This window comes from Rhodanobacter sp. UC4443_H10, assembly GCF_052978325.1.
This window is the reverse complement of the sequence record NZ_CM129668.1, coordinates 2,286,419-2,312,787: the sequence shown is the minus strand read 5'-3', so window position 1 is coordinate 2,312,787 and position 26,369 is coordinate 2,286,419. Positions and strand designations below refer to the sequence as shown.

Here is a 26,369-nt window from a genome sequence, read left to right as displayed (position 1 = left end):
GCATGCCTGACAAGCCGAAGCTGACCGTGCTCGGCGCGGGCTCCTGGGGCACGGCTCTGGCCGCGCTCGGCGCCCGCAACGGCGTACCCACCCGGCTATGGGGCCGCGATGCCGACGCGCTGGCGCAGATGGCGCAGCAACGCAGCAATGCGCGCTACCTGCCAGGCGTCACTATGCCGGAGGCGTTGGGTTACGAGGCGGATCTCGGCGCGGCCGTGCGCGGCGCCGATATCGTGCTGATCGTGGTGCCCAGCCATGCGTTCGCCGCGATGCTCGACGCACTCGCGCCGCTGCTCGACGCGGGCACCGCGATCGCCTGGGCGACCAAGGGCTTCGAACCCGGTACCGGGCGTTTCCTGCACGAACTGGTGGCGGAAAAGTTGCCGGGCCGGCCGGCGGCGGTCATCACCGGGCCGTCCTTCGCCAGGGAGGTGGCCACCGGTCTGCCCAGCGCGGTCACCGTGCATTCGGACGACGATGCCTTCGCGCAACAACTCGCCGGCCTGCTGCATGCGCCCAACCTGCGCGCGTACTCCGGCGGCGACGTGCTCGGCGCCGAGCTCGGCGGCGCGATGAAGAACGTGCTGGCCGTCGCCACCGGGATCGCCGACGGCATGAACCTGGGCCTCAACGCCCGCGCCGGCCTGATCACCCGCGGCATGAACGAGATGCTGCGCCTGGGCGTGGCGCTGGGCGCACGGCCGGAAACGCTGATCGGCCTGTCCGGCCTCGGCGACCTGGTGCTGACCTGCACCGGCGACCTCTCGCGCAATCGCCGGCTCGGCCTGGCGTTGGGCCAGGGCGTGGCGATCGACGAAGCGGTGCGCCGCATCGGCCAGGTGGTGGAGAGCATCCTCACCGCCGACGAAGTGGCGCGGCTGGCCGCCAAGCATGGCCTGGACCTGCCGATCAGCGCCGGCGTGCGCGCCGTGTTGCACGGCGAGGTCACCCCGGCCGAAGGGCTCAAGGCACTGATGGCGCGCGAGCAGAAGCCGGAATATCCGCACGGGCTGTTCGGCAACGACTGACGCAGGACCGGCGGCGGGCGCCGCGGCCGTCGCCGCATCCGGCACTCGCGCTGCTAAGCTCAAGCATTTGGTCGTTGCTACGGAACGCATGCGGATGCCGCAATCGGACGAGAAGCAGCGCGTCGCCGGCCCCCCCGCTGGCGACGACGACACCTTGCCGCCGGCCTGGCGGCGGCTGCTGGCTGCGCCCAAACCCGCGGCGAGCGAGGACGGTGGCGTACTCGGCTTCTTCGTCGAAGTGGTGCCCGAGGAGGGCGCGGCGTTCGCCCGCGTCGACGTGGCGCCGGTACTGCTCAGCGTGGTCGAGCACGGTCGTTACAGCCGCCCGGTGCCGCTGGACAGCCGCCACCTGGTGCAGACCCCGCTGCAGCCGCACGAGCAGCGCCTGGCCGCCAGCGTGCTGGGCCTGCCGCTGAGCGTGCGCAAGAGCCGCAGCTATGCCCGCCTTGGCGGCCACGTCGGCGACAGCCTGCTGGCCGAGGTGCTCGATACCGCGCCGTGCTTTCTCGGCGGCCTGGCCGGCCTGCGCCTGTCGCGCGGCAAGTCGCACCCGCTCAATTGGCACTGGCAGATGGAGGCCGACGGCAGCCAGCGCCTGCTGCCGCTGCTGCCCAACAGCCAGCGCCTGCTGCGCGTCGACGCGCTGTGGTACCTGGACGCCGAGCGCGCGACCCTGGGCCTGTTCGATGCGCCGGCCGAGGAAACCCAGTGGCTGGAGCTGCCGCCGCTGAAACACGAGCATGGCCGCCGCCTGCGCAGCAAGCTGCCGAACAGCCGGCTGGCCACGCGGGTACCGCTGCCGCAGGTGTTCGGCGATCTCAAGCGCTCGCAGCTGGCGCCCAAGCCGGTGCTGATCCTGCATGCGCTGACCCGCCACGCGCGGCTGGCGGCCGGCACGCCGCCGCTGGGCTATGCGCGGCTGGCCTTCGATTATGCCGGCGAGCGTTTGCCCGGCCGCGGCGGCGAGCCGCTGGTGCGCCGCGTGCGCAATGGCCAACTGGTCGAGATCACCCGCCGCCGTGCCGAGGAACTCACCGCGATGGAGCAGCTCGAACGCGTCGGGCTCACCCCTGGCGTGGATACCGAGGGGCTGCCGTGGGACGTGGCCGAAACCCTGCCCGAAGACGCCTGGCTGTTCCCCGGCGCCGGTTATGCCGGCGCACTGGAGGTCAACACGCCGGCGCGCTGGCTGGCGTTGCGCCCCAAGCTTGAGGAAGAAAATTTCCTCGTCGAGTACGCGCCCAGCTTCCCGTTCGAGGTGCTCGAAGGGCCGGTTCGCTGGTACGGCCAGGCGGCCGAGGACGTCGACGACCACGCCTTCGACCTGGAGATCGGCATCGAGGTCGATGGCCAGCGCCACAACCTTTTGCCCGCCGTGGCGCAAGCGCTGGCCGAGCACCAGTTGACCCTCAGCCCGGCGGCGAATGAGCCCGACGACGCGGTGTGGTACGCCCCGGTCGATGCGCGCCGGCGCGTACCGGTGCGCCTGCGCGAACTGCGCGGCCTGCTGGCGCCGTTGGCCGAATACCTGGAGAAGCCGCGCAAGTCACTGCACCTGCCGCGCGTGCAGGCCGGCCGACTGGAGGAACTGGCCGCCGCCATGCCCGCTGGCGGCACGTTGCAGGCAGCCGAGCCGCTGCTCGGTTTCGCCGCACGCCTGCGTGACGCCGCCGCGCGCGCCAGCGATGCCGTGCCCGAAGGGCTTGCCGCCGAACTGCGGCCCTACCAGCGCGAAGGCCTGCGCTGGTTGAACGCGCTGGCCGAGGCCGGCGTCGGCGGCGTGCTGGCCGACGACATGGGCTTGGGCAAGACCTTGCAGTTGATCACCCATCTGCTGTCGCTCAAGCACGGCGGGGCGCTGACCCAGCCCGCGCTGATCGTGGTGCCCACCAGCCTGATTCCCAATTGGCAGTCGGAGATCGCCCGCTTCGCGCCGATGCTCAAGGTGCTGACCTTGCATGGCCCGCAGCGCGCGGAAGAATTCGACCAGCTCGGCGCGCAGGACATCGTGCTGACCAGCTACGCCCTGCTGCCGCGCGATGTCGCCGCGCTGCGCCAGCAGCCGTTCGCGCTGATCGTGCTGGACGAGGCCCAGCAGGTGAAGAACCCGCGCACGCAGGCACGCCGCGCGCTGCTCAGCCTGCGCACGCCACGCTACCTGTGTCTCACCGGCACCCCGCTGGAAAATCACCTGGGCGAACTCTGGTCGCAGATCGACCTGGCCGTGCCCGGCCTGCTCGGCGACGAAGGCGCGTTCCGCCGCCACTACCGCGTGCCGATCGAGAAGCAACGCGACGAGGAGTGCCAGCAACGCCTGAACCTGCGCCTGGCGCCCTTCATCCTGCGCCGGACCAAGGCGCAGGTGGCGAAGGAACTGCCGCCGAAAACCGAGATCACCCGCCGCGTGGTGCTGGAAGGCCGCCAGCGCGAACTGTATGAAGGCCTGCGCCTGTCGCTGACCGAGGAGCTGCGCGAGGTGATCGCCCAGCGCGGCATCGCGCATTCGGGCATCGTGGTGCTCGATGCGCTGCTCAAGCTGCGCCAGGTGTGTTGCGACCCGCGCCTGGTGAAACTCGAGGCGGCGCGCGGCGTGCGCGAATCGGCCAAGTTCGAGCTGTTGATGGACATGCTGCCCGCGCTGCTGGACGAGGGCCGCAAGGTGCTGCTGTTCTCGCAGTTCACCGGCATGCTGAAACTGATCGCCGCCGAGCTCGACCGCCGGCGCATCCGCTACGTCACCCTCACCGGCGACACCCGCGACCGCGCCGAGCCGGTGCAGCGCTTCCAGGACGGCGAGGTGCCGCTGTTCCTGCTCTCGCTGAAGGCCGGCGGCGTGGGCCTGAACCTCACCGCCGCCGATACCGTGATCCACTACGACCCGTGGTGGAACCCCGCCGCCGAGGCGCAGGCCAGCGACCGCGCGCACCGCATCGGCCAGGACAAGCCGGTGTTCGTGTTCCGCCTGATCACCAGCGGCACGGTGGAAGAGCGCATCGAGGAACTGAAACTGCGCAAGGCCGAGCTTGCCGACGCCGTGCTCGAAGGCGGCGGCAGCCGCGAGAAACTGCGCTTCGACGAAGCTGACCTGGATGCGCTGCTGGCGCCGGAGTCGGTTTCGTAGCCAGCGTCCGGAACGCCCCGCCAGTCAACGTCATGACAAGGAAGAAATCGTGAAACATCGGACCCTCCGCACGTGGCGCAGTGCGTTCTTCATCATCTTGGCGTCGTGGCTCGCTGGCTGCGCCCATCAGGATGTCGGTGAGGTTCGCGGTTCCAGCGTGGAAACCTTCATCCCGGCCAACGCCGAAAGTTATGCCATGTCCGAAAACCAGGGCTTCGTCATCGGCGAGCCCCTGGCGCCGCTGCAGTTGCCCAATTACCCCGCGACGGCGGACGCGCCACGCGGTGAGGTGGTCGTCTGCCTGGAGGTGTCGATTGATCGAGACGGCCTCGTTTATGCCAGCGCACCACTGACGGGCCTGCCCGGTTGCCCGGCGAGGATCGGCGACGTTGCCGCCGAATTGATGCGCAGCGCCAGGCAGGCGACGTCGTCGTGGCGCTTCGCCCGATCCCGGCGATGCACCTACCCGCAGGGATACGACGCTGCGCAGGCGCCGGGTTGCGACGGTCCGGTGATCAAGGTCGAATTCGTGCCGATCAGGCTGGCGTTCCGGTTTCGCTTCACGCGCAAGGCGGGCAGCACCGGCAACGTGACGATGGATCGCCTGCGCGGCTGAAACCCGCCGCGCTCGTCGGTATTCGCCGACGGCAACGTGTCGGGGCCGGGTGTCGGCGAGGGTTGAGCGCTTCCTTGTTCGTCTGGAAGCATGCCCACAGCGCGTCATCTGGTATCCATCGTCCCTTCGACCGGGCGCGCCCCATCAGCAGGTTCTTGGCTTTGGCGATTGCGCCCGCATCGCCGCTGGCCTCGGTGGCCTGCAACTCGCTGCGCGCCTCTGTATTCACGACCCCGGCGGCAGCCGCGTGCGCAGCAGCGCGTCGACCGACTGCTGCCATTGCGGCGAGCCCGGGGTGGATTGCGGGGCTTCCTCGCCCAGTTTGCGCTGCACGGCCTGGTTCCACTCGGGGGAACCGGGGTCGGGGCCGTGGCCCTTGTCGCTGATGGCGAGCGACTGGTCGACCCAGGCCAGCCATTCCGGCGAGCCCAGGGCGGGGTTGGCGGGCGCCGTCTGCGCTTCGCCAGGGGCTGGCGGCGTGGGCGCGGGCGAGCAGGCGGCGAGCAGCAGGGCGAGCGGGAGGCTGGCGATGAGGCGACGCATGGGACGGCTCCGGAAGAGGGCGAGGCCGGTTCAGCCTAGCGCCCGACTTGTTGCCGGTGATTAACTTTTCATGATGCGCGCCGCGCCGGTTCAGTGAAGCGCGGCCGGCTCAATCGCGCGCCGCCACTTCGTCGATGTGGCGCAGCAGGTCGGCGGGGTCCTCGTACACGCGGAATGCACCGGACTGCTGCAGCTCGGCCTGGCCGTAGCCGCCGGAGAGCACGCCCACGCCCAGCGTGCGGGCGCGTTGCGCGGCAAGCATGTCCCACACGCTGTCGCCGATCACCAGCGATTGGCGGATGTCCACGCCGAGCCGCTCGGCCGCTTCCATGAACAAATCCGGGTCGGGCTTGGCATGGCGCACCTGGTCGCGCGTGACCACCGGCACCTTCGACGGATCGATGCCGAGCGCCTCCAGGTTGTGCCGGGCCGTTTCCATCCGCCCGCTGGTGGCGATTGCCCACGGGATGTCCTGCGCGCCGAGGTAGTCGAGCAATTCGCGCGCGCCGGGCAGCGGCCGCACCGCGCCTTGCGCATGCATGCGGTTGAACGCCTCGGCATGATGCTCGCGCATGCGATCCAGTCGCTCGGCAGTGATCGGCAAAGTCGTCTCGCGCAACAGCATGTTGGCGAACAGGCCGCCGCTCATGCCGATCTTGCGATGGATCCGCCACACCGAAATGTCCAGCCCCTCGGCGTCCAGCGCCTGCTTCCACGCCAGCACGTGCTGGTAGACGCTGTCGATCAGGGTGCCGTCCAGATCGAACAGGAAGGCGCCGTCACGCCGTGGCATGGCTGCTCTCGCGCCGCGGCAGCAATGGCCGGCCCGAGTCCAGCACGGCCAGCGCGGCGCCGCCGAGCAGCCCCGGTTCCGGGTTCATGATCGCCTGGGTCGGCACTTTTTCCATGATGTCGCGGAAGCGGCCCTTGGCTTCGAAGCGTTCGCGGAAGCGCCCGCGTTCCAGCCACGGCAGCAGCACCGGGATCAGTCCGCCGGTGAGGTAGACGCCGTCCCACGCGCCGAGCGTGAGCACCAGGTCGCCGGCCACGCTGCCGAAGATGCCGGCGAAGGTTTCCACCGTGCGCGTGCACAGCGGGCAGCTGTCGGCCTTGGCCCGGGCGGTGATGTCTTCGGGCTTCAGGTCGGCCGGTTGTGCGCCGACCATGTGGCAGATCGCGTCGTACAGGTTCACCAGTCCCTGGCCGCAGATCAGCCGCTCGTTGGAAACGCGACCGTACTTGTGGTTGAGGTAGTCGAGGATCGCGATGTCCTCCGGCGTGTGCGCGGCGAAGCCGGCGTGGCCGCCTTCGGTCTGCAGCACGCTGCAGTGACCGCCGCGCACCAGCAGGCCGCCCACGCCCAGGCCGGTACCGGGGCCGACGATGGCAAAAGTCTGTTCGTCCTCGGCACCGACCACCGGCCGCGGCACCGTGCCCACGTCGACCAGGTCGTCGCCGTGCAGCAGCGTCACCGCCATGCTCTGCGCGGCGAAGTCGTTGACCAGGTGCACATGCTCCAGGCCCAGCGCCTCGGCGGTCTGGTGAGCCGAGATCGCCCACGGATTGTTGGTGACCTTCACCGTCTCGCCGTCGACGATGCGTCCGGCCGCGGCGACGATGGCGCGCTTCACCGTCAGCCCCGTTTCGTCGAGGTACTGCCGGGCGGTGGCCACCAGCGAATCGTGCTCGGCAACCCGATAGCGCCGGATGCTGTCGGCCAGCAGCGGGCGCTCGCGCGAGGTGTCGGCCACGCCGAAGCGGACGTTGGTGCCACCCAGATCGACGAGCAGGGTGGGTACGCTGCGGGACGGGCTCATGTAGCTTCCTGCGGAAACGGAACAGCAAGCGTGCCGCCGTTGTGCCGCGTAGTCCAGCGTTTTGCATCCGTACGCGCCGGAATGGCGATGCCGGCGGGCCGCGGCTGCGTGCGGGGCAAAGGCGTAAAATAGAGGGCTGCCGACTTGCGAGTACCGCCATGAGCTTTCCCGCCACCCGCATGCGCCGCATGCGCCGCGACGCCTTCTCCCGCGCGCTGATGCGCGAGCACACCTTGCTGCCGGGCGACCTGATCATGGTCGCCTTCGTGATCGAGGGTGAGGGTCGGCGCGAAGCGGTGCCGTCGATGCCCGGCGTGGATCGGCTCTCGATCGACGAACTGCTGAAGCTGGCCGGCGAATGCGTGCGCCTGGGCATTCCCGCGCTGGCCCTGTTCCCCTCGCCCGGCGCCGGGGTGAAATCGCTCGACGCCGCCGAGGCGTGGAACCCCGACAATCTGATGCACCGCGCCACCCGCGCGCTGAAGGCGAAGCATCCCGAGCTTGGCCTGATCGGCGACGTCGCGCTCGACCCGTACACCACCCACGGCCAGGACGGCCTGATCGACGAGCACGGTTACGTGATGAACGAGCCCACCGTCGAGGCGCTGGTGAAGATGTCGCTGGCGCAGGCCGCGGCGGGCATGGATATCGTGGCGCCGTCGGACATGATGGACGGCCGCGTCGGCGCCATCCGCGATGCGCTGGAAGCGGCCGGCCACATCCACACCCGCATCCTCGCCTACTCGGCGAAATATGCCTCCGCGTTCTACGGCCCGTTCCGCGATGCGGTCGGTTCCTCGGCCAACCTCGGCAAGGGCAACAAGCACACCTACCAGATGGACGTGGGCAACAGCGACGAGGCCCTGCGCGAGGTCGAGCTGGACCTGCTCGAAGGCGCCGACATGGTGATGGTGAAACCGGGCCTGCCGTACCTCGACGTGCTGCGCCGGGTGAAGGACGCCTTCGGCGCACCCACCTTCGTCTACCAGGTCAGCGGCGAATACGCGATGCTCAAGGCCGCCGCGCAGAACGGCTGGCTGGACGAAAAGGCGGTGGTGCTCGAATCGCTGACCGCGTTCAAGCGCGCCGGTGCGGATGCGATCCTCACCTATTACGCTGTGGATGCGGCGCGGTGGTTGCGCGAGTAGCGGGCTTGCCTTTCCTCCGCTGAGGAACGTCTCCGGAAACGACGAATCGGGTTTGCCATGACGGGTCGCGGAAAATACCTGATGGCCTCTCTGGCGGTGCTGTTGATTGCCGTGTTCTGCTTGTGCACGGCGCTCGCGGTCTGGGGGCGCGTAACCGTCCATATACGCGGGCCGGCGAACACGCATGCGGCGGTGGCACCTGCCCCGGCGGGTGCCGCGTCTGTTCCTGGTTATCTGGTGGAGACAACCGGGATCGACGAGACGGGTACGCATACCGATCGCTTTCTCCAGGAGCCTGACTATGTCCTTGCCGCGTTTGGCGGCCAACTGCTTGGAGCGGATCGCGGCGAGTGGGGCGGAGAACTCGTGTTTCGCGATGCGGGCGGTACGGTGCATCCGGTACTCAAGGGAAACGTGCGCGGCATCGTGAAGATGCCGTTCGGGCTGATCGTGCTCACCGGATTGAACCATCTGGGGAGCGGTGCCGGTGCCATTTTTCGCGTGGAGCAGCACCGCGATGGCGAAGTTGTCGCCACGCGGAAGTATTCCCTCCGCGGTGGCCCGAATGATGCGCGTTGGACAACCGACGGCGATCTGGTTTTCTCGATCCACTATGTGTCTCGTGATGGCTTGTTCAGACGAACGCGTATGCAATGCCTGTTGCTGGATCGCTCGGGTGACCTGCGAAGGCTGCCCTGCCTGATGGTTGGTGGATGACCGTTGAGGCAAAAGCGGCCATGGCGAGCTGCTTTCGATTTCCGGCATGTCAGGGGGCGTCGGAACATGGACTTTCGGTCGCTCGCGACAGCAGGGTTGCGTTCGCTCTTTGATGCGGTGCCTGCGCTCGCGTAAGCTGGCCGATGGGGCTGCACAGCGGCCACAGGGGCGAACGAGGATGGGGGCGTTGCAGGATCATCCGTTGACGAGCGACCGTGCCGCCGGCTTGCCGGCGGCGGCGCGGGCGTTGCTCGCGCGTGCTTCCGCAGCGCTGGATGCGCACGACCTGCCGGCTGCCGAGGCGGCGCTCGATGGCGTGCTGGCGATGCTGCCCGATTGTGCCGAGGCCTTGCGCATGCAGGGGCTGGTGCGGCACGTGCGCGGCGATTACGTGACGGCGGTGGCTTTCCTGCAGCGGGCGCGGGCGTTGCTGCCGGACGACTCGCTGGTGCGCATGAACCTGGCCACGGCGCTGTTCGCCGCTGGCGAGCCTGCGACGGCAATGGCTGGCCTGGAGCGATGCTGTGCCAAGGCGCCGGACTTTGCGCCGGCGTGGTTCAACCTCGGCAAGATGTACATGCTGCAGCAGCGTCCGGCCGGGGCGATCACCGCCTTGCATCGCGCGCTGGATGCCGAGCCCGGCCACGTGCCGGCGCGGATGCTGCTGGCGCAGGCGCAGGCGAGCCTGGGTGCGTTGGGTCCGGCCGGCGACAGTTATCGTGCGGTGCTGCGCCTGCAGCCGGACCTGGCCGATGCCTGGGTCGGCCTCGCCGATCTGGAGACGGCGTCGTTCGGCGCGGCCGACGTCGCGCATCTGGAACAACTGCTGCGTTCGCCGCTGGCCAGTCAGCGCGCGCGGGTGTGCCTGGGTTTTGCGTTGACCCGCGCGCTGGAGGACCAGGGCGACTACGCCGGCGCATTTCGCGCGCTGCGCAAGGCCAATGCGCAGATGTACCGCGCGCTGGCCTGGAAGCCGGCCAAGTCCCGCGCGCAGGCGCAGGCGATGCGCCGGGTGTTCGAGACGCGGCGGACGGACGCCATCGACGCGCGGCTGGGCGAGGGCATGGTGTTCGTGGTCGGCATGCCGCAGGCCGGGTCGCTGCTGACCGCGCAGGTGCTGGCCGCGCATCCGGCGGTGGCGGTGGTCGACGAATCGGATGCGGTCGAAGAGGTGCTCAAGGCCGAAACGCAACGCCGGCAGCAGCCGCGCGTGCAGTGGATGGCGCAGGCCACGCCGGCGGACTGGCAGCGACTGGGCCGGGATTACCTCGCCCGCGCCGAAGCGGCACGCGGACGCAAGGCCTGCCTGGTCGACCGCACGCCGGGCAACTGGCGGCTGGTCGGGGCGATCCTCGCGATGCTGCCGGGCGCGCGCGTGGTCGACAGCCGCCGCCGCGCGCTGGAAACCTGTTTCGCGTGCTACCGGCAGTTGTTCCTCGACCGTCACGAGTTCAGCTACGACCTCGACCACGTCACCGGCTACTGGAGCGATTACGACGCGTTGTGCCGGCACTGGCGGCAGCTGTTTCCCGGCCGCTTTCTCGAACACCACTACGAGGCATGGCGTGCCGAACCGGCGTTGCAGGTACGTCGCCTGCTGGCGTTCTGCGCGTTGCCGTTCGCGCCAGCCTGCGTGGACGTGCATGGCGGCGGCGAGCGCCATGCCGGCAGCGTGGACGCGTTGATGCGCCGGGACAGCGAGCGCTGCGTCGCCTACGGCGTGGAGCTGAAGCGGTTGCGCGCGTTGCTGGGGATGCGCACCGCCGACGCGTGAATGGCGAGGGCGGCGATCAGCGTGTGCTCGACACCGGCGCCGACGTCGAAGCGCTGCCGGCCGGCGCCTCCGCCGGGCACTGCACCACGCGACGCGGGGTGCCCGGGCCCGGGGTTGCGAGCGGCTGGCCGATCGCGCCCATGCGCCGCGCCAGTGGCACCACCGCCTTGTTGAGGCGCCAGTCGTAGATCACGCTGAAGGCCATCACGCGGGCCACGTATTCGCGGGTTTCCTTGTACGGGATGGTGGCGACGAACAGGTCCGGCGCCAGCGTGCCGCGTTCGGCCAGCCACACGTCGACGCGGTTCGGCCCGGCGTTGTAGGCCGCGCTGGCGAGCCAGGTCGAGCCGTCGAAACGCTGCGCCATCTGCGCCAGGTAGCGCGTGCCCAGCGCGATGTTCACCACCGGGTCGTACAGGCTGGCAGCGCCGTCCCATGGCAGGCCGGCGGCACGCGCCACCAGCGCGCCCGTGGCCGGCAGCAGCTGCATCAGGCCGCGGGCGTCGGCGCCGGAACGCGCGTCGCTCATCCACGCGCTCTCGGCGCGCAGGATCGCGTACGCCCACGCCGGATAGATGCCGGCCTGCTCGGCCTGCGGCACCAGGCCGTCCTGGCTGGCCAGCGGGAAACGCAGGTCGTACAGGCGCAGCGCGTCGCCGCTGCTGAGCGTGAACACCGCGCGGTCGTACCAGCCACGCCGGTTGGCCAGGTCGGCGGCGAGGCGCTGGGTGGCCGCGTCGGTGCCTTGCAGCGCGCGGTTCCATTCGCGCCGGGCCAGTCGCGGCAGGTCCACCGCGAACAATTCGAACGCGCGCTGCAGGGCGGGGCGGGCCAGCAACTGCTGCTCGCGCTGCGGATCGTCGGCCAGGCTCAGCGGACAGATGGCGTAGTCCTGATGCAGGCGGTCGGCGGCGAGGAAGCCGAAGTAGGTGGCCTGTCCGGCCAGCGCGGCGTATTGCCGTTGCGCGGCTGCGGCGTCGCCGGTGGCGGCGAGCGCACGGGCGCGGAAGTACCGCCATTCATCGCCCTGCTGCAACGACGGCGGCATCGCCGCGATCGCCGCCAACACGGCCGGCCAGTTCATCCGCGCCAGCGCCACTCGCGCGCGCCATTCGCGGGTGCTGTCGTCCTGCGCGGCGGCGGGCAGCGCGACGAGACGGGCGAGCGCGTCGTCGTCGAAGTCGGTGGCGTGGAACAGCGCCAGCGCGCGCAGGATGTCGTTGCGCTGCGCGGTGTCGAACGTCAAACGCGGCTGCAACTGCCGCCACGCGTCGTCGGCGCGGCCCACGTCGCGCCGCGCCTGTCGCACCAGCGCCAGCGTCGCGGCCTGCCGCGCGCGCGGCGTGTCGCTCCACTGCAGGGCCTTGGCCAGCGCCGCGGCCGGGTCGCGCAAGGCCAGCGCCAGCTGCTGCGCGTCGGCCTGCTGGGCGGCGGGCAACCAGCTCGCCAGGCTGGCGATGGTGCCGGCCTGCCCGGCGTCGGCGGCGCGGTCGATGCGCGTCCACAACCTTGCGGCGGTGAGCAGGCCCTGGCGCTGCGCGGCATCGAGCACCGGGTCGCAGGCGTCGGGCAGGTTCGGCTGCGACCACAGCGCGGCGAGATCGCGATCGAAATCCAGCGTGGCACCTTGCGCGAGCCTGGCCTGCAGCGCGTCGCAGCTCAACGTGTCGCCAAGGCCCGCCTGGTACAGGGCGAGAAAACCGCTCCAATCCTGCCGCCGCGCCAGCTCGCGCAGGAAGCTGCGGCGCAGGTCGGCGGCGGGCAGCCAGTCCGGATACTGCGCGAGGTAGGCCTCGACGGTGGCGCGGTCGACGGTGCGGATGTCGTGCTCCAGCGCCGCCGCCTGCAGGTAGGGATACAGCGGGTAGTCGTGCAGCGTGCCGGCGAGGGCGCGCCAGTCGTCGCCCTGCTGGGCCGCCGCATAGGCCTGCTTGAACGTGGCGCGTTGCGCCGGCGTCGGCTCGGCGGCCTGCGCAAGGCCGATGAACAGGCAGGCACCGGCCAGCAGCAGGCCGCCCGCGCGTGCCAGCCGGGGAGAGGTGAAAGCAGGCATGCGTACTCCGCGATTCGATCTGCCCGCAGTGTAGTGGAACGCCCGCGGCCGCTTGTGTGGACCGGGTGAACACATGGCGCGCCCTGCTAAGCTGGCACGCTGATTCGTCGCCATCCACGGTTTGCCGCATGTCATCCGAAGCTGCGCCTGTTGTCCGTCGGGAGCCTCTGGCGTGGCTGGCCTTGCTGCTGGCAGCCCTGGCATCGCTGTACGGCTGGTGGGCGATCGGCCGGCCGGTGGCGTTGCCCGATGCGCCCACCTCGCGCATCGCCTGCGTGTCGTATGCACCGTTCCGGCTGGCGGGCGAGTCGCCGCTGGATGCCTCGGCCTTCGTCAGCGCCGAGCGCGTCGACGCGGACTTGCGCGCGCTGTCGCAGCGCTTCGATTGCGTGCGCACCTACTCGCAGGGGCAGGGCCTCAGCGCGGTACCGCGGATCGCCCGGCGCTATGGCATGAAGGTGCTGCTGGGCATCTGGCTGGGACATGATCCCGAGGCCAATGCCGAACAGATCCGCCTCGGCATCGCCACGGCGCGCGCCTACCCGGACGTGGTGCGTGCGGTGATCGTCGGCAACGAGGTGCTGCTGCGCGGCGAGCTGTCGTCGGCGCAGCTGGCGGCCGATTTGGCGCGTGTGCGCGAGGCGGTGCCCGAGCCGGTGACCTATGCCGACGTGTGGGAGTTCTGGTTGCGCCATCCCGAGCTGGCTGCCTCCGTGGATTACCTCACCATCCACATCCTGCCGTACTGGGAAGATCAGCCGGTGCCGCCGGAGCGGGCGGTGCAGCACGTGGCGGCGGTGTACGCGAAGGTGGGCGCGGCGTTTCCGGGGCGGCGCGTGATGATCGGCGAGACCGGCTGGCCCAGTGCCGGTCGCCCGCGCCAGGCGGCCAGCGCCAGCGTGGTGGACGAGGCGCGCTACCTGCGCGACTTCCTGCGCTACGCGGAGGAAACCGGCCTGCCGTACAACGTGATCGAGGCGTTCGACCAGCCGTGGAAGCGCACGCAGGAAGGCACGGTGGGCGGCTACTGGGGCATTTTCGACGCGCAGGCGCAGCCGAAATTCGCGATGACCGGGCCGGTGGTCGAGATGGCGCGCTGGTGGCTGGGCTGGCTGGCCGCGGCGCTCGGTGGCGTGATCTTCGCGCTGGCCGGCGCATGGCGACGTCGCCGGAACGGCTGGCGCGAACGGCTGGCGCTGGGCCTGGCCGGTGTGGCCAGCGGCGGCGCCGTCGCCTGGCAGTGCCGGCAGATGTGGTTTGCCTGCCGCAACCCGTGGGAGTGGACGATCTCGCTGGCCGCCTGCGTGCTGGCCGTGTTCACCGCGCTGCGGCTGGCGCGCTGGATTGCCTGGCGACTGGCCGGCACGCCGCGGCCGGGTGGCCCCGGCGGCTGGCGCACGCTGTGGCTGTTCGCGCTGGCGTATTACGGCCTGCTGCTGGTGTTCGACGGGCGCTATCGCGATTTTCCGCTGGGCCTGTTCGCGCTGCCGTGCGTGGGTCATGCGCTGGCGGGGTGGCTGTCCCGCGCGAGCGAGCGGGCGCGGCCCACGCTGGAACAGCGCTTCCTTGCCGCGTGCCTGCCGCTGCTGGGCGTGGTCGTGGTCGCGCAGGAGGCCGGGCTCAACCCGACCGCGTGGTCATGGCTGGTGCTGAACCTGCTGCTTGCCTGGCCGGTCTGGCATGCGTGGCGCGCGGGCGTCCGCCTGCAGGCGCAGCAGGCGCAGGCTGCCCAGTAGCAAGGCCAGCGCGCCGGCCTCGGCGCCGTACAACTGCATGGCGAACACGCCCAGCGCCGCGGCCAGCCAGGCCAGCGACAGGCGCCGCAACAACCACGCCGGCAGCAGCGCGATGAGCGCGAGCGTGCCGTAGACGTGATGCAGGAAGCCGAGCACCAGCCACGTGCGCAGCGTGCACCACGCGGGGCCGTGGCCGCTGCCGCAGAGCTGCCCGATCGCGCTGGATTCGATCAGCCCGAAGCGCAGCGCGGTGGCGCCCAGGCCCACTGCCAGCAGCGCCAGCCACCATGCCGCCGCGCGCCACGGCAGCGAGGTCATCGGTGCTTCCGCTTCGCGCTGCGGCCGCCGACGCCGGCGGGCAGGCGGATTTCCGCGGCCACCGGCAGGTGGTCGGAGAACGCCTGCGGCAGCGTCCAGGTTTTCTCCAGCTGGATCGCCTCGGAGGTGAGGATGTGGTCCAGCGCCCGCCGCGGCTTCCAGCTGGGAAAGGTGGGCGTGGGCTGCGCCGGTGGCTGCAGGCTGCTTTTGTTGAACAGCTGGCGCATCTCCGCGCTGCCCGGTTCGGTGTTGAGGTCGCCCATCAGCACGGCGTGGCGGAAATCCTGCAGCAGCTCGGCGATGAAACCGAGCTGGCGTGCGCGCGCCGGGGCGCTCAGCGAAAGATGGGCAATCATCACCGCCAGCGCGTCCTCGCCTTCGCCGAACTGCGCCAGCAGCGCGCCGCGGCCGGGGATGCGGCTGGGCAGCGGGTAGTCCATCACCGAGGTCGGTTCGAGCCGGCTGATCAGGCCGTTGGCCGAATGCGCCAGCCGCGCCACCGGCCGGTTGGGCTGGTGGCTCCAGAACGGCAGGCCGGAGGTCTCGGCGAGGTAACGGGTCTGGTTGAGGAAGCCCGAGCGCAGGCTGCCGGCGTCGGCTTCCTGCAGGCCGATCACGTCGAAGCCGGCCAGCACCTCGGCCAAGCGGTCGAGGTTGTCCATCTTGCTGCGCCCGGGCAGCACCGCGTTGAGGCTGCGGGTCAGGTAGTCGCGGTAATGCGCCACGCTGGCGCCGGCCAGGATGTTGCAGCTGAGCAGGCGCAGGCGACGCTCGGCAGGTGCGGTGGCAGGGGTGGCGGCACGGTTCATGGCAGCACGCGGCAGAAGAGGGGAGCGGATGCCTTCAGCAGCCGGCCTGGCCACCCGCCTGAGCTGCAGCATGCGCGCCGCCGCGTGAACGCGACGATGGCGGCGCGATCCGCCGCCGCGCAGGGCCGCCTGGCGGGAGCTACTTGCCGGCCAGTTCGCGCTTGGCCAGCCACAGCGCCACCGCCAGCATGTGCTCGTGCGAGCGCACCGTGGCAACGACGTACTTGCCGTCGACCACCAGGGTCGGCGTGCCGTCGACTTGCCAGGTGCGCAGCAGGTCGAGGTCGCGCTTCATCTTCTCGGTGGTTTCCGGCGCCATCGCGATGCGCATGAACTCGTCGCGGTTGACCCCTTCGCGGGCGTAGAAATCGGCCAGCTCGTCCATCGAGTTGATCGGGTAATGCTCGCCGAACTTGGCCACGAACAGCTGCAGGTGGGTGCGCTCGACCACGCCCAGCTGCTTGGCCGCGTAATAGGCCCGCGCGAACGGCACCCATTGCTGGTTGAACGGCGCCGGCAGCAGCTTGAACTCGACCCCGGCCGGCAGCTCCTTGCGCAGCTTCTCGGCATCCGGCGCGAACTCCGCGCAGTGGATGCAGCCGTAGGAGAACACCTCGACCAGCTCGACCTTGCCCTCGCTGCCGTAGCGCTGGTGCGGGGCGGGCAGGGTGACGTAATCGGTGCCTTCCGTGTACGGCGCCGGGTCGCTGGGCTGCGCGGTGCAGGCGCTGGCCAGCAGCAGGCTGGCGAGCAAGGCCAGGACGGGCAGGCGGGCGTATCGCTTGAACATCGGGTCGTTCTCCACGCGGATGGCGCCGGCGGCCTACTTGCCGGCCTGTTCCTTGGCGACCAGCCACTGGGTCAGCTCGATCGTCTGCGCATAGCCGCCGGCCGTGCTCGGTCCGTAGCGGTACTTGCCGTTGACGACCATCGAAGGCGTGCCGTCGATGCCGTACGCCTTGATCAGGTCGTCGGCGCGCTTCATCTTGGTGTTGACCGAGAACGAGTTGGCGACGGCGACGAATTCCTTCGGGTCCGCACCGAATTTCTGCGCGTAGAACTGCGCGATGTCCTCGATCGTGGGCCAGGCCTCCTTCGGCTTCAGCCCGCTGCCCTTGAGGTCGTAGGTGGAAATTTCGCCGGTCTTGAACGTGCCGTCGAACATCGCGTCGTAGCTCTTCTCGGCCAGGCCCAGCGCCTGCGCGGCGTAGTACGCGCGCTGGTAGACCACCCAGTTCTCGTCCGGGCGGAACGCCGCGGGCAGGTAATTCATCACCGCGCCGGCGGGCAGGCTCTTGCGGATCTGGTCGGCGGTGGTGTGGAACGCGTTGCAGGCCGGACAGCCGAAGGAGAACACCTCGGTCACCTCGACCTTGCCGGGGTGGCTGGTCGGCTGCGGCGGGTCGATCAGGAAGTAGTTCTTGCCCTCGACCCACTTGCCGTTGTCGACGAAAGGCACGGCCGGGGCGGCGGCGGTCGCGGTGCTTTCGGCGGGCGCGGGCGCGCTGTTGTCGTCGCCGGCGGGCGTGGCCGTGGCGGCGGCTGCCGTGCTGGCGGGCGCCGGCGTGCTGGCCGGGGCGGCCGGCGTCACCGAGGTCGCGGCTGCCGTGCTGGCGGGGGCCGGCGTGGCGGCCGGTTCGCCCTTGTCATGGCTGCAGGCGGCAAGCGCGAGCAGGGCGGCGCACAGGATCGGAAGACGCTTGAACATGACCACCTCGAATCGGTGAAACGGGAGACGCGCCGCGCGGGCGGTCAGGGCGTGGCGGCCGCCGCAGGCTTGCTCTCGGCGGGGTGCAGGCCTTCGATGTAGCTGGCCAGCGCGGCGATGTCCCTGGCGTCCAGCTTGGCGGCGATCGCGGGCATGATCTGCGAGCGGGTATCGGTGCCCCAGCTGGCGCCGTCGTGCCATGCCTTCAGCGTGGCCTCCACGTACTGCGCATGCTGGCCGGCCAGCTGCGGATACATCGCGCCGGGGTTGCCGCGGCCGTCGATGCTGTGGCAGGCCATGCAGGCCGGGATGCCGCGCGTGCTGTCACCCTGGCGGAACAACGTTTCACCCTGCTCGACCAGCGCCTGGTCGGCCACGCCGGGGCGCGAGCTCTGGCTGGCGAAATAGGCGCCGAGGTCGTGCATGTCCTGCACCGACAGCGGCGTGGCCATGCCCAGCATGATCGGGTTCTGGCGCTGGCCGGATTTGAAATCGGTCAGCTGGCGCACGATGTACTGCTCGCTCTGCCCGGCCAGTTTGGGGTACTGCGCATCGGCGGAGTTGCCGTCCATGCCGTGGCAGGCGCCGCAGACCGCGGCCTTGGCCTGGCCGGCGGCGGCGTCGCCCGGCTTGACCGCCGCTTCGGCCACGCTGGCCGGCGCTGCTGCCGGCGCCGCGGCGCTCGCGGCGGCGGCGGGAGCCGGCGCCTCCTGGGCCATCACGGCCGTAGTGGAGAGCGCCAGCGCGAGAGCCAGGGCGGACCCGAACGCGGCGGGCCGAAAACCAGCGGAGCGAAAACTCATACACTTGACTCCCGAGAGACTTGCGAACACTGCCGACGGCGCACCGGAACGAAGCGGTGGGCAGAAACCGCAGAATTATCCCGTGCCATCCTACCTTGGTCAAACCGCTCCCATGCCGAATCCCCTCCAGGGCGCGCAGTTCATGCTCGCCGCGCACCGCCTCAGCCAGTTGCCCGCCGACGAGGGCGCCGAGGTGGCGTTCGCCGGCCGCTCCAACGCCGGCAAGTCCAGCGCGCTCAATGCGCTGACCAATCACAAGGGTCTGGCGCGCACGTCCAAGACGCCCGGGCGCACCCAGCAGATGGTCGCCTTCAGCCTGCCGTCGCCGCGCGAGGCCGCCGCGGCGCCGGTGGAAGCCGGCGCCGACCGGCGCCTGGTCGACCTGCCCGGCTACGGCTACGCCAAGGTGCCGCTGGACATGCGCGAACACTGGAAGCAGGAGATCGACGCCTACCTGCACCGTCGCCGCAGCCTGCGCGGCCTGGTGCTGATCGTCGACATCCGCCATCCGCTGAAGGAGTTCGACCGCCTGATGCTGCAGTTCTGCGCCGACACCGGCCTGCCCTGCCACGTGCTGCTGACCAAGGCCGACAAGCTCTCGCGGGGTGCCGGCACGCAGGCGCTGGCCGCCCTGCGCAAGCAATTTGCCGCCGAGGGGCTGCACGCCAGCGCGCAGGTGTTTTCCTCCTCCGCCGGCACCGGCGTGGACGAAGCGCGCGAGGCGGTGGCGAACCTGCTGCGACAGCCGCGCGCGGCGACCTGACCTGCGGCGCGCCGGCGCTCCCGCAGGGGCCGCCGTCAGCGCAGCCAGCGCTCGGCGAATTCGTCCGGTGGCAGCGGGCGACCGATCAGGTAGCCCTGGATGTAGTCGCAGCCCATGGCGACGAGCAGCGCGAGCTGGGTTTCTTCCTCGACGCCTTCCGCCACCACGCTGTAAGCCAGCGTCTTGGCCAGCGCGATGATGTGCCTGACGATTTCCTGCTGGCGCGGATCGCCGGAAAGCCCGCGGATGAAGGCCTGGTCGAGTTTGAGCACGTTGGCCGGGATGCGGGTCAGGTAGACCAGTGAGGAGTAGCCGGTGCCGAAATCGTCGAGCGCGACACCGATGCCCGCGGCGCGCAATGCCACGAGGGATTCCCGCACCTTGTGCGAGTCGTTGACGGCGGTCGCCTCCAGTATCTCGATCTCCAGCCGGTCGACGTCGAGCCGGTAGCGCCCCAGGGCGGCCTGCACCCGCTCCACGACGGACGTCCGTTCGAATTGCACCGGCGACATGTTGATCGAGACCGGGATCGCCGCCAGGTTGTCGTCCTGCCATTGCCGCATCTGCGCGCAGGCCCGATCGAGCACCCACTCGCCCAGCCATGCGCCCAGGCCCATTTCATCGAGCAGGTGCACGAAGGTGGCCGGCAGGACCAGGCCGCGCGTGGGCGACAGCCAGCGGACCAGCGCTTCGGCGCCGACGACCCGGCGCGTGCGGGCGTCGATCTTCGGTTGGTAGTGCAGCACCAGTTCGCTTCTCTCGACCGCCTTGCGCAGTTCCTGGGTCAGGTCGAAATGGATTTTCGAGGTGCGGGTGAACTCGCTCGAGTAAAACTGGAAGCCGCCCGGCTGTCCGCGCTTGGACTTGTACATGGCGGCGTCCGCCATCTGCAGCAGTTCATCGAACTGGCTGGCGTTCGCCGGGTACAACGCGATCCCCATGCTGGCGGGCGTGTTGATCTGGTGTTCGCTCACGGTGATCGGTTCGGCCAGGGCGGCGCGCAAGTCACGCAGCCGGCGGTCGAGCGTCGCGTGTTCCTCGCCGCGCACCAGATCCTGCACCAGCACGACGAACTCGTCGCCGCCCAGGCGGGCCAGCACGTCGTCCGGATGCAACTGCTGCTGGAGGCTCGTCGCACACTGGAGCAGGAGCTGGTCACCACTGGCGTGGCCGAGCGTGTCGTTGACCTGCTTGAAGTTGTCCAGGTCGATCAGGATCAGCGCGGCGGCGGTCTGCTCGCGTTGCGCCCGCTCGATGGCCTGTTCGCAGCGCTCGCGCAGCAGCACCCGGTTCGGCAGGTCGGTCAGTGCATCGTAATGGGCCTGGTGATGGAGTCTTTCCTCCTGCGCCAGGCTGGACAGCGCGATGCCGATGCGGTCGGCAAGTGCCCGGCCACCCCGGACGGCGGTGTCGATCTGCTCGGGCAAGCCCAGGTATGCCAGCAGCAGCACCTGATGCAGGTGGTCGTCATGGCGGACCGGGAACGCAAGCAGGTGCGCGGGCAGCGCAGAGCCGAGCCGTCGCAGGAACTCCTCCGGCAGATGCGCTGGTGACAGGATGCATGCCGGTTGCGCGTGGCTCAGCGCGTCGAGCCCGAACCTGACGGTTGCCGTGCGCAGGCAAACGCCCGCGTGCGCGGGGTCATGCGTCAGCAGGTAGTAACCCGCCTCGCCGTCTCGCACCAGCAGGCCGGCGCCGTCGCTGGGGATGGCCTTGCGGATGTGGCCGAGCACCTCGCTGGCGACATGCTCCATGCGCGAGGCGCTGATGATGGCGCGGTCGAGGTCGCTCAGCAGGGCGAGCATGTGGAACCGCGATTCCAGGTTCATCGCCATGTCGTTGAACGTGCGCCCCAGTTCGGCGAACTCGTCGTTGCCGGCCAGTTGCAGGCGCGCCGTCAGGTCGCCGGCCGCGAGGCGGCGGGTGAGTCCGGTCAGCTGGTCGAGCGGCTTCATCTGGTGGCGGATCTGGCGCATGGCGAGCGCCGCGGCGACGGCCAGCGCCAGCAGCACGATGATCGGAAACAGATGGCGGAAATCCTCCAGCCGGCGCAGCGCGTCGGCTCGCGAGGTGGCCTGCATGACGACGAAGCCCGGGCTGTCGAGCGCGGGCAGAAACTTGAGCCGCCACAGCCCCACCAGCAGGTCCTCGCCCGAGGCATGCCATGGCACGGTGCCGCCGGTGCCGTTGCCGAGCGCCGACTCCAGCATGTGCCGGTCCAGCGGGGCGAGGCCGGGCGTGCAGAACATGGCTACGTAGTCGGCATCGAGGATGCAGTAGCGCTCGGGTGCGGAGTCGTTGCGCCACAGCGGAGCGGTCGCGATCTCGCCCACCAGGACTTGGCTGCGGGACGCGGACGGAACCAGCAATTGCACCGGGTGGCCGGCGGCCAGTCGCAGGATGCTCTTGCCGCGCGCCAGGCGGGCCTGCTGTGGCGCCGTCAAGTCGCGCGAGGGCTGCAGCGAGGTCGCGCTGAAACCGAGTTTCGCTGCCGCCGATGCGTCGCCGATGTGCTCGGCGGGAAGCTTTCGAAGGTCGCTCGCGCGGGCGTTGAGCAGCTCGATCAGGCTCATGCCGAACGATTTGCTGTCGGCCCGAAGTTGCTGGTACGCCGAGTCCAGCAGCAGCGCGCTGACCTCGTGGTAGACGTACCAGGCCATGCCGCTCATGGGGATCAGTGCGGCCAGGAGAAACTGCAGGGTGAGGCGTCGACTGACCTTGCCGGGCAGGTAAATGCGCATCGTCGCGCCTAGAAATCCTGGGCCGTGCCGATGTAGCTGCCGTTGCCCGCGCGCACGATGTCGTCGCGCGCGAAGCGCCCCATCAACTGGGTCTGCGTGCGACCGTCCGGCCCGGTGCTGTACAGGTCGAAGTCGGTGTTGATCGGGTTCATGTTCTTGTCGCGGCGGACCTGACCCTTGTTGGGCGGCGGGTCGATGTCGATCGGCAGATACCGGTACGGGTTGCCCCACGGATCGAGCGCCGGCTCGCTGATGCCGATCTCGGCCAGCGTGGCGGGATAGGTTCCGAGCTGGGCGTGGTAAGTCTCCAGCGCCAGCGAGGTGGCGGTCATGAAGGCCGTGACCTGATTGACCTTGATGCGGTTGCTGTACCGCGCATAGACCGGCAGCGCCATGGCGACGAGCAGCCCCATGATGATGACTGCAATCATCATCTCGACCAGCGTGAACCCGGCGCTTGGCGTGGGCAGTCTCTTGTTCATGGCTACGGGTGGAGTGTTCGCGAGGCGCACCGAGCGGCAACGCCGGGATTCGGCAAATCGCCGGGCCCCTCATCGTTAGCGGCACGGGGGGATTGCGCTTGAGCGCCATGACGACGGGCGGGCAAGCGGCGCGCGACCACGCCCGGCGGGCGGTCACGCGCGCCGGGTCATCGCGAACCGATCAGGGCGTGACGACATCCATGAACACCGCGCACAGCGCTTCCATGCCGGCGCGGTCGTCCTCGTCGAAGCGATCGGTCACCGGGCTGTCGACGTCCCACACGCCGAGCAGCGAACCATCGCGGCGAACCAGCGGCACCACGATCTCCGATTGCGAGGCCGAGTCGCAGTAGATGTGGTTGGGGTGCGTGCTGACGTCGCGCACCAGCTGGGTCTGGCGCTCGCTCGCGGCGGTGCCGCAGACGCCACGGCCGAGCGCGATGCGGATGCATGCCGGCTTGCCCTGGAACGGGCCGACCACCAGCTCGGTGCCGTCGAACAGGTAGAACCCGGCCCAGTTCAATTGCGGCAGGCCGTGGTAGACCAGCGCGCTGAAATTGGCCGCGTTGGCGATCAGGTCCGGCTCGCCCTGCAGCAGGCCGCGCGCCTGCTGCACCAGGTGCTCATAGTGCTCCTGCTTGCTGGCGAAGGTGGGGGTCTCGAGCTCGAACATGCGAAGTCATCCGGCGGCAAAGGCGTATTATGCGCGCCCTCGCCACGGACATCCCGATGACAGACTCCCGCCACGCCGCGGTATTCATCGCCGGCACCGACACCGGCATCGGCAAGACCCATGCTTCCTGCACCTTGCTGCACGCCCTGCGCGATGCCGGTCACCGCAGTTGCGGCATGAAACCGGTGGCCAGCGGTTGCGCGGCGACGCCCGATGGCCTTCGCAACGACGACGCGCTGGCCCTGCAGGCGGCAGGCAGCGATCCCGCGCTGGCCTACGAGCGGATCAACCCGGTGGCGTTGCGCGATCCGCTGTCGCCGCATCTGGCGGCCGCGCGCGGGCACCGGCAGGTCACGCTGGCGCCGATGCGCGCCGCCTTCGAACAACTGCGCAGCGAACACCAGCGCGTGGTGGTCGAAGGCGTCGGCGGCTGGCTGGTGCCGCTGGCGCCCAAGCTGTTCGCCTCGGACATCGCCAGGCAATGGCAGTTGCCGGTGATCCTGGTGGTCGGCCTGCGCCTGGGCTGCCTCAACCACGCCCAGCTCAGCGCGCGCGCGATCGTCGCCGACGGCTGCCGCCTGATCGGCTGGATCGGCAACCACATCGACCCGGCGATGGAAGCGCAAGCCGAGAACCTGGCCACGCTGGGCGAGCTGCTGCCGGCGCCGTGCCTGGGCGTGCTGCCGCACGGCATGCCGCCGGCGCAGGCGGCCGGACGCTTGCACGCCGCCGTGGCGGCGCTCGGCTGACCTTCACGTCCGGGGTACCGGCGTGCGTGCTTGAATGGCCGCAGACCCGTTTCCGGAATGGCCATGCCCCGCAACCGCTACTACCTCTCGATCGCCGACCTCGGCCACGCCCGCGGCGAGGACCCGCGTTTCAGCTACGCCGGTGCCGGCCCGAATGATTTCGCCGGCGCGCTGCAGCACGCCTTGCGCAGCGATGAGCTGTTCCAGCGCTGGCGCGCGGCGCAGCCCGATCCGGATGCGGTGGACGCCAGCCTCGGCAACACCGATCCGGCCGCCGAGGTGACGGCGAAAGTCGCCGACCTGCGCACCGACGTGGAGCTGACCACCGACCTGCCGATGAGCGTGCTGCGCCATCGGCTGTTCCTGCTGATCGGCGGCGGCTGGCAGCTGCGCGACCTGCGCGTGGCGTGATGGCGCTTCGCTGATCCGCGGTCCGCAGTTTCCTGCGAACGTTTGGAAAGCGGCGGCCGTATGGGTAAAGTCGGGGACTGCATTTCCATCCCGTCCCGCCGCGGACGCCCAACGTTGGGGAACCTGATGCTTCGACTCCGCCTGCTCGTGATTGCCACCACGATCGCCCTCGCCGCCTGCTCGCAATCGCCGGGTGGCGCCGATGCCACGCCCGCGCCTGCGCCCACGTCGACAGCGAGCGCTTCCGCCACCGCCCCGGCCGATGCCATGACCAGCAACCCGTTCTTCCAGGCCAGCACGCTGCCGTTCCAGGCGCCGCCGTTCGACAAGATCACCGACGCCGACTACCAGCCGGCGATCGAGGAGGGCATGAAGCGGCAACTGGCCGAGGTGCAGAAGATCGCCGACAACCCCGAGCCGGCCACGTTCGAGAACACCTACGTGGCGCTGGAGAAAACCGGCGTGATGCTCGATCGCGTGATGGCGGTCTTCAACGGCGTCACCGCGGCGAATACCAACCCGACCCTGCAGAAAGTGCAGGAGGAAGAGGCGCCCAGGCTGGCCGCCCACCAGGACGCGATCTATCTCAACGACAAGTTGTTCAAGCGCATCGCGGCGGTCCACGACCAGCGCGACACGCTGAAGCTCGATCCGGAATCCGCGCGCCTGGTCCAGGTGGTCTACGACAACTTCGTGCATGCCGGCGCCAAGCTGTCCGACGCCGACAAGACCAAGCTGAAGGCGATGAACAAGGAGGAGTCCAGCCTCAGCACCGCGTTCACCAACAAGCTGCTGGCGGCCACCAAGGACGCCGCGCCGGTGATCGGCGACAAGAGCAAGCTGGCCGGCCTGAGCGATGCGGAAATCGCCGCCGCCAGTCGCGCCGCGGCGGATCGCAAGCAGGACGGCAAGTACGTATTGCCGCTGCAGAACACCACCCAGCAGCCCGAGCTGCAGGATCTGACCGACCGTGCCACCCGCCAGCAGCTGTTCGAGGCGTCGTGGAACCGCGCCGAGCAGAACGACGCCAACGACACCCGCAAGACGATCGAGCGGCTGGCGCAATTGCGCGCGCAGGAGGCCGCATTGCTCGGCTATCCGAACTACGCCGCGTGGAAGCTGGAGGACCAGATGGCCAAGACACCGGCCACCGCGATGGGCTTCATGCAGAAGCTGGCGCCGGCTGCGGTGGCGCGTGCCACGCGCGAGGCCGCCGACATCCAGGCGCAGATCGACCAGGACCAGAAGGCCGCCGGGCAGCCCGGCTTCAAGCTGCAGCCGTGGGACTGGAACCACTACGCCGAGCAGGTGCGCAAGGCGAAGTACGACCTCGACGAAAACCAGATCAAGCCTTACTTCGAGCTGGACAACGTGCTCAAGAACGGCGTGTTCTACGCCGCCAACCAGCTCTACGGGCTGACTTTCAAGGAGCGCAAGGACATTCCGGTGTACCAGCCGGACGTGCGCGTGTTCGAGGTGTTCGACGCCGACGGCAAGTCGATGGCGCTGTTCTACTGCGACTACTTCAAGCGCGACAACAAGGGCGGCGGCGCCTGGATGGACAACTTCGTCGGCCAGTCGAAGCTGATGGACACCAAGCCGGTGATCTACAACGTCGCCAACTTCACCAAGCCGGCCGCGGGCCAGCCGGCGCTGCTGTCGTTCGATGACGTGATCACCATGTTCCACGAGTTCGGCCACGCGTTGCACGGCATGCTCGCCGACGAGCAATACCCCACTCTGTCCGGCACCAACACCGCGCGCGACTTCGTCGAGTTCCCGTCGCAGTTCAACGAGCACTGGGCGACCAACCCCAAGGTGTTCGCCAACTACGCCAAGAACTACAAGACCGGCGCGCCGATGCCGCAGGCGCTGGTCGACAAGATGAAGAAGGCCGGCAAGTTCAACATGGGTTACAACATGACCGAGCTGGTCGCCGCGGCGATGCTCGACATGAACTGGCACATGCTGGGCGCCGACGCACCGGTGCAGGACGCGGACAAGTTCGAGGCTGCCGCGCTGAAGAAGGACGGCGTGGACCTGGGCTACGTGCCGCCGCGCTACCGCTCCAGCTACTTCCAGCACATCTGGGGCAACGGCTACGCCGCCGGCTACTACGCCTACCTGTGGACGCAGATGCTGGCCGACGACGCCTTCATCGGGTTCAAGGACAACGGCGGCCTTACCCGCGCCAACGGCGACCGCTTCCGCAAGATGGTGCTCTCGCGCGGCAACACCGAGGACCTGGCCAAGATGTACAGGGACTGGCGCGGCCAGGACCCGAGCATCGAGCCGATGCTGGAAAACCGCGGCCTGAAGGACGCGCCGAAGAAGTAGTCGACGCGCCTCGACGCCATCC

23 protein-coding genes are annotated in these 26,369 nt (G+C 69.7%); 11 read left to right on the top strand and 12 right to left on the bottom strand.

Annotation, left to right across the window (positions count from 1 at the left end):
- Window positions 1-2: 2 nt before the first annotated feature.
- The 3 genes from ACVCMB_RS10630 (at window position 3) to ACVCMB_RS10620 (ending at window position 4,765) form a co-directional block, all read left to right on the top strand.
- Window positions 3-1,028, top strand: a complete 1,026-nt coding sequence (locus ACVCMB_RS10630) for an NAD(P)H-dependent glycerol-3-phosphate dehydrogenase (RefSeq protein ID WP_395120424.1) — start codon at window positions 3-5, stop codon at window positions 1,026-1,028.
- 94 nt (window positions 1,029-1,122) lie between these two features.
- The gene (locus tag ACVCMB_RS10625) at window positions 1,123-4,149 is read left to right on the top strand and encodes a DEAD/DEAH box helicase (RefSeq protein ID WP_447097893.1); all 3,027 of its coding nucleotides are present in this window, start codon (window positions 1,123-1,125) and stop codon (window positions 4,147-4,149) included.
- A gap of 49 nt (window positions 4,150-4,198) precedes the next feature.
- Window positions 4,199-4,765: a hypothetical protein gene (locus ACVCMB_RS10620; protein WP_447097894.1), complete on the top strand. Its 567-nt coding sequence runs from the start codon at window positions 4,199-4,201 to the stop codon at window positions 4,763-4,765.
- A 225-nt stretch (window positions 4,766-4,990) separates the two neighbouring features.
- On the opposite strand, the gene ACVCMB_RS10615 is transcribed toward ACVCMB_RS10620, so the two are convergent.
- The 3 genes from ACVCMB_RS10615 to glk form a co-directional block, all read right to left on the bottom strand.
- Window positions 4,991-5,308, bottom strand: coding sequence for a hypothetical protein (locus ACVCMB_RS10615; protein ID WP_395120419.1), 318 nt, complete (start codon window positions 5,306-5,308; stop codon window positions 4,991-4,993).
- Between the two features lie 109 nt (window positions 5,309-5,417).
- The gene (locus ACVCMB_RS10610; RefSeq protein ID WP_395120418.1) at window positions 5,418-6,101 is read right to left on the bottom strand and encodes an HAD family hydrolase; all 684 of its coding nucleotides are present in this window, start codon (window positions 6,099-6,101) and stop codon (window positions 5,418-5,420) included.
- On the bottom strand, window positions 6,088-7,125 hold the full coding sequence (glk, locus tag ACVCMB_RS10605) for a glucokinase (RefSeq protein ID WP_395120417.1): 1,038 nt from the start codon (window positions 7,123-7,125) through the stop codon (window positions 6,088-6,090). Before glk ends, ACVCMB_RS10610 begins: the two co-directional genes overlap by 14 nt.
- 158 nt (window positions 7,126-7,283) lie before the next feature.
- On the opposite strand from glk, the gene hemB reads away from it, so the two are divergent.
- The 3 genes from hemB to ACVCMB_RS10590 all read left to right on the top strand — a co-directional run bounded on the left by hemB (window position 7,284) and on the right by ACVCMB_RS10590 (window position 10,764).
- On the top strand, window positions 7,284-8,273 hold the full coding sequence (gene hemB / locus ACVCMB_RS10600; RefSeq protein ID WP_447106883.1) for a porphobilinogen synthase: 990 nt from the start codon (window positions 7,284-7,286) through the stop codon (window positions 8,271-8,273).
- 81 nt (window positions 8,274-8,354) lie between these two features.
- Window positions 8,355-8,990, top strand: coding sequence for a hypothetical protein (locus ACVCMB_RS10595; protein ID WP_395120415.1), 636 nt, complete (start codon window positions 8,355-8,357; stop codon window positions 8,988-8,990).
- Window positions 8,991-9,192: 202 nt separating this feature from the next.
- Window positions 9,193-10,764 (top strand): sulfotransferase, encoded by a 1,572-nt coding sequence (locus ACVCMB_RS10590; RefSeq protein ID WP_447106882.1) that lies wholly within the window; start codon window positions 9,193-9,195, stop codon window positions 10,762-10,764.
- Between the two features lie 16 nt (window positions 10,765-10,780).
- Here the strand turns inward: ACVCMB_RS10590 and ACVCMB_RS10585 are convergent, their stop codons facing one another.
- The gene (locus ACVCMB_RS10585) at window positions 10,781-12,817 is read right to left on the bottom strand and encodes a transglycosylase SLT domain-containing protein (RefSeq protein ID WP_447106881.1); all 2,037 of its coding nucleotides are present in this window, start codon (window positions 12,815-12,817) and stop codon (window positions 10,781-10,783) included.
- Window positions 12,818-12,945: 128 nt separating this feature from the next.
- Here ACVCMB_RS10585 and ACVCMB_RS10580 point away from each other — a divergent pair, with 128 nt between their 5' ends.
- Entirely contained in the window at window positions 12,946-14,553 is a 1,608-nt protein-coding gene (locus ACVCMB_RS10580; RefSeq protein WP_447106880.1) for a glycoside hydrolase family 17 protein, read from the top strand.
- On the opposite strand, the gene ACVCMB_RS10575 is transcribed toward ACVCMB_RS10580, so the two are convergent.
- The 5 genes from ACVCMB_RS10575 to ACVCMB_RS10555 form a co-directional block, all read right to left on the bottom strand.
- Window positions 14,455-14,871, bottom strand: a complete 417-nt coding sequence (locus tag ACVCMB_RS10575) for a hypothetical protein (protein ID WP_395120410.1) — start codon at window positions 14,869-14,871, stop codon at window positions 14,455-14,457. The genes ACVCMB_RS10580 and ACVCMB_RS10575 overlap by 99 nt on opposite strands.
- Entirely contained in the window at window positions 14,868-15,680 is an 813-nt protein-coding gene (locus ACVCMB_RS10570; protein WP_447106879.1) for an endonuclease/exonuclease/phosphatase family protein, read from the bottom strand. Before ACVCMB_RS10570 ends, ACVCMB_RS10575 begins: the two co-directional genes overlap by 4 nt.
- 139 nt (window positions 15,681-15,819) lie before the next feature.
- Window positions 15,820-16,470 (bottom strand): thiol:disulfide interchange protein DsbA/DsbL, encoded by a 651-nt coding sequence (locus ACVCMB_RS10565; protein WP_395120408.1) that lies wholly within the window; start codon window positions 16,468-16,470, stop codon window positions 15,820-15,822.
- A gap of 33 nt (window positions 16,471-16,503) precedes the next feature.
- The gene (locus ACVCMB_RS10560; protein ID WP_447106878.1) at window positions 16,504-17,388 is read right to left on the bottom strand and encodes a thiol:disulfide interchange protein DsbA/DsbL; all 885 of its coding nucleotides are present in this window, start codon (window positions 17,386-17,388) and stop codon (window positions 16,504-16,506) included.
- A 44-nt stretch (window positions 17,389-17,432) separates the two neighbouring features.
- Entirely contained in the window at window positions 17,433-18,191 is a 759-nt protein-coding gene (locus ACVCMB_RS10555) for a c-type cytochrome (protein ID WP_395120406.1), read from the bottom strand.
- Between the two features lie 112 nt (window positions 18,192-18,303).
- Between ACVCMB_RS10555 and yihA the strand changes: the two genes are divergently transcribed.
- Window positions 18,304-18,954 (top strand): ribosome biogenesis GTP-binding protein YihA/YsxC, encoded by a 651-nt coding sequence (gene yihA / locus ACVCMB_RS10550; RefSeq protein ID WP_447101480.1) that lies wholly within the window; start codon window positions 18,304-18,306, stop codon window positions 18,952-18,954.
- Window positions 18,955-18,989: 35 nt separating this feature from the next.
- Here the strand turns inward: yihA and ACVCMB_RS10545 are convergent, their stop codons facing one another.
- The 3 genes from ACVCMB_RS10545 to ACVCMB_RS10535 form a co-directional block, all read right to left on the bottom strand.
- Window positions 18,990-21,695, bottom strand: a complete 2,706-nt coding sequence (locus ACVCMB_RS10545) for a putative bifunctional diguanylate cyclase/phosphodiesterase (protein ID WP_447106877.1) — start codon at window positions 21,693-21,695, stop codon at window positions 18,990-18,992.
- 8 nt (window positions 21,696-21,703) lie between these two features.
- Entirely contained in the window at window positions 21,704-22,177 is a 474-nt protein-coding gene (locus tag ACVCMB_RS10540) for a prepilin-type N-terminal cleavage/methylation domain-containing protein (RefSeq protein ID WP_447106876.1), read from the bottom strand.
- A 181-nt stretch (window positions 22,178-22,358) separates the two neighbouring features.
- The gene (locus ACVCMB_RS10535; protein ID WP_395120402.1) at window positions 22,359-22,850 is read right to left on the bottom strand and encodes a GAF domain-containing protein; all 492 of its coding nucleotides are present in this window, start codon (window positions 22,848-22,850) and stop codon (window positions 22,359-22,361) included.
- 56 nt (window positions 22,851-22,906) lie between these two features.
- Here ACVCMB_RS10535 and bioD point away from each other — a divergent pair, with 56 nt between their 5' ends.
- The 3 genes from bioD (at window position 22,907) to dcp (ending at window position 26,347) form a co-directional block, all read left to right on the top strand.
- Window positions 22,907-23,599, top strand: a complete 693-nt coding sequence (gene bioD / locus ACVCMB_RS10530) for a dethiobiotin synthase (RefSeq protein ID WP_447106875.1) — start codon at window positions 22,907-22,909, stop codon at window positions 23,597-23,599.
- A 63-nt stretch (window positions 23,600-23,662) separates the two neighbouring features.
- Window positions 23,663-24,010, top strand: coding sequence for a hypothetical protein (locus tag ACVCMB_RS10525; RefSeq protein WP_395120400.1), 348 nt, complete (start codon window positions 23,663-23,665; stop codon window positions 24,008-24,010).
- Window positions 24,011-24,136: 126 nt separating this feature from the next.
- The gene (gene dcp / locus ACVCMB_RS10520) at window positions 24,137-26,347 is read left to right on the top strand and encodes a peptidyl-dipeptidase Dcp (protein WP_447106874.1); all 2,211 of its coding nucleotides are present in this window, start codon (window positions 24,137-24,139) and stop codon (window positions 26,345-26,347) included.
- Window positions 26,348-26,369: the final 22 nt, after the last annotated feature.

Excerpts from the sequence above, each read along its gene's own strand:
- ACVCMB_RS10535 (WP_395120402.1), bottom strand. The coding sequence starts at position 22,850 with ATGTTCGAGCTCGAGACCCCCACCTTCGCCAGCAAGCAGGAGCACTAT.
- ACVCMB_RS10575 (WP_395120410.1), bottom strand. The coding sequence starts at position 14,871 with ATGACCTCGCTGCCGTGGCGCGCGGCGGCATGGTGGCTGGCGCTGCTG.
- ACVCMB_RS10570 (WP_447106879.1), bottom strand. The coding sequence starts at position 15,680 with ATGAACCGTGCCGCCACCCCTGCCACCGCACCTGCCGAGCGTCGCCTG.
- ACVCMB_RS10555 (WP_395120406.1), bottom strand. The coding sequence starts at position 18,191 with ATGAGTTTTCGCTCCGCTGGTTTTCGGCCCGCCGCGTTCGGGTCCGCC.
- ACVCMB_RS10625 (WP_447097893.1), top strand. The coding sequence starts at position 1,123 with ATGCCGCAATCGGACGAGAAGCAGCGCGTCGCCGGCCCCCCCGCTGGC.
- dcp (WP_447106874.1), top strand. The coding sequence starts at position 24,137 with ATGCTTCGACTCCGCCTGCTCGTGATTGCCACCACGATCGCCCTCGCC.
- ACVCMB_RS10580 (WP_447106880.1), top strand. The coding sequence starts at position 12,946 with ATGTCATCCGAAGCTGCGCCTGTTGTCCGTCGGGAGCCTCTGGCGTGG.
- ACVCMB_RS10540 (WP_447106876.1), bottom strand. The coding sequence starts at position 22,177 with ATGAACAAGAGACTGCCCACGCCAAGCGCCGGGTTCACGCTGGTCGAG.
- ACVCMB_RS10565 (WP_395120408.1), bottom strand. The coding sequence starts at position 16,470 with ATGTTCAAGCGATACGCCCGCCTGCCCGTCCTGGCCTTGCTCGCCAGC.
- ACVCMB_RS10525 (WP_395120400.1), top strand. The coding sequence starts at position 23,663 with ATGCCCCGCAACCGCTACTACCTCTCGATCGCCGACCTCGGCCACGCC.
- ACVCMB_RS10615 (WP_395120419.1), bottom strand. The coding sequence starts at position 5,308 with ATGCGTCGCCTCATCGCCAGCCTCCCGCTCGCCCTGCTGCTCGCCGCC.
- bioD (WP_447106875.1), top strand. The coding sequence starts at position 22,907 with ATGACAGACTCCCGCCACGCCGCGGTATTCATCGCCGGCACCGACACC.
- ACVCMB_RS10595 (WP_395120415.1), top strand. The coding sequence starts at position 8,355 with ATGGCCTCTCTGGCGGTGCTGTTGATTGCCGTGTTCTGCTTGTGCACG.
- ACVCMB_RS10560 (WP_447106878.1), bottom strand. The coding sequence starts at position 17,388 with ATGTTCAAGCGTCTTCCGATCCTGTGCGCCGCCCTGCTCGCGCTTGCC.
- ACVCMB_RS10545 (WP_447106877.1), bottom strand. The coding sequence starts at position 21,695 with ATGCGCATTTACCTGCCCGGCAAGGTCAGTCGACGCCTCACCCTGCAG.
- yihA (WP_447101480.1), top strand. The coding sequence starts at position 18,304 with ATGCCGAATCCCCTCCAGGGCGCGCAGTTCATGCTCGCCGCGCACCGC.
- glk (WP_395120417.1), bottom strand. The coding sequence starts at position 7,125 with ATGAGCCCGTCCCGCAGCGTACCCACCCTGCTCGTCGATCTGGGTGGC.
- ACVCMB_RS10585 (WP_447106881.1), bottom strand. The coding sequence starts at position 12,817 with ATGCCTGCTTTCACCTCTCCCCGGCTGGCACGCGCGGGCGGCCTGCTG.
- ACVCMB_RS10630 (WP_395120424.1), top strand. The coding sequence starts at position 3 with ATGCCTGACAAGCCGAAGCTGACCGTGCTCGGCGCGGGCTCCTGGGGC.
- hemB (WP_447106883.1), top strand. The coding sequence starts at position 7,284 with ATGAGCTTTCCCGCCACCCGCATGCGCCGCATGCGCCGCGACGCCTTC.
- ACVCMB_RS10610 (WP_395120418.1), bottom strand. The coding sequence starts at position 6,101 with ATGCCACGGCGTGACGGCGCCTTCCTGTTCGATCTGGACGGCACCCTG.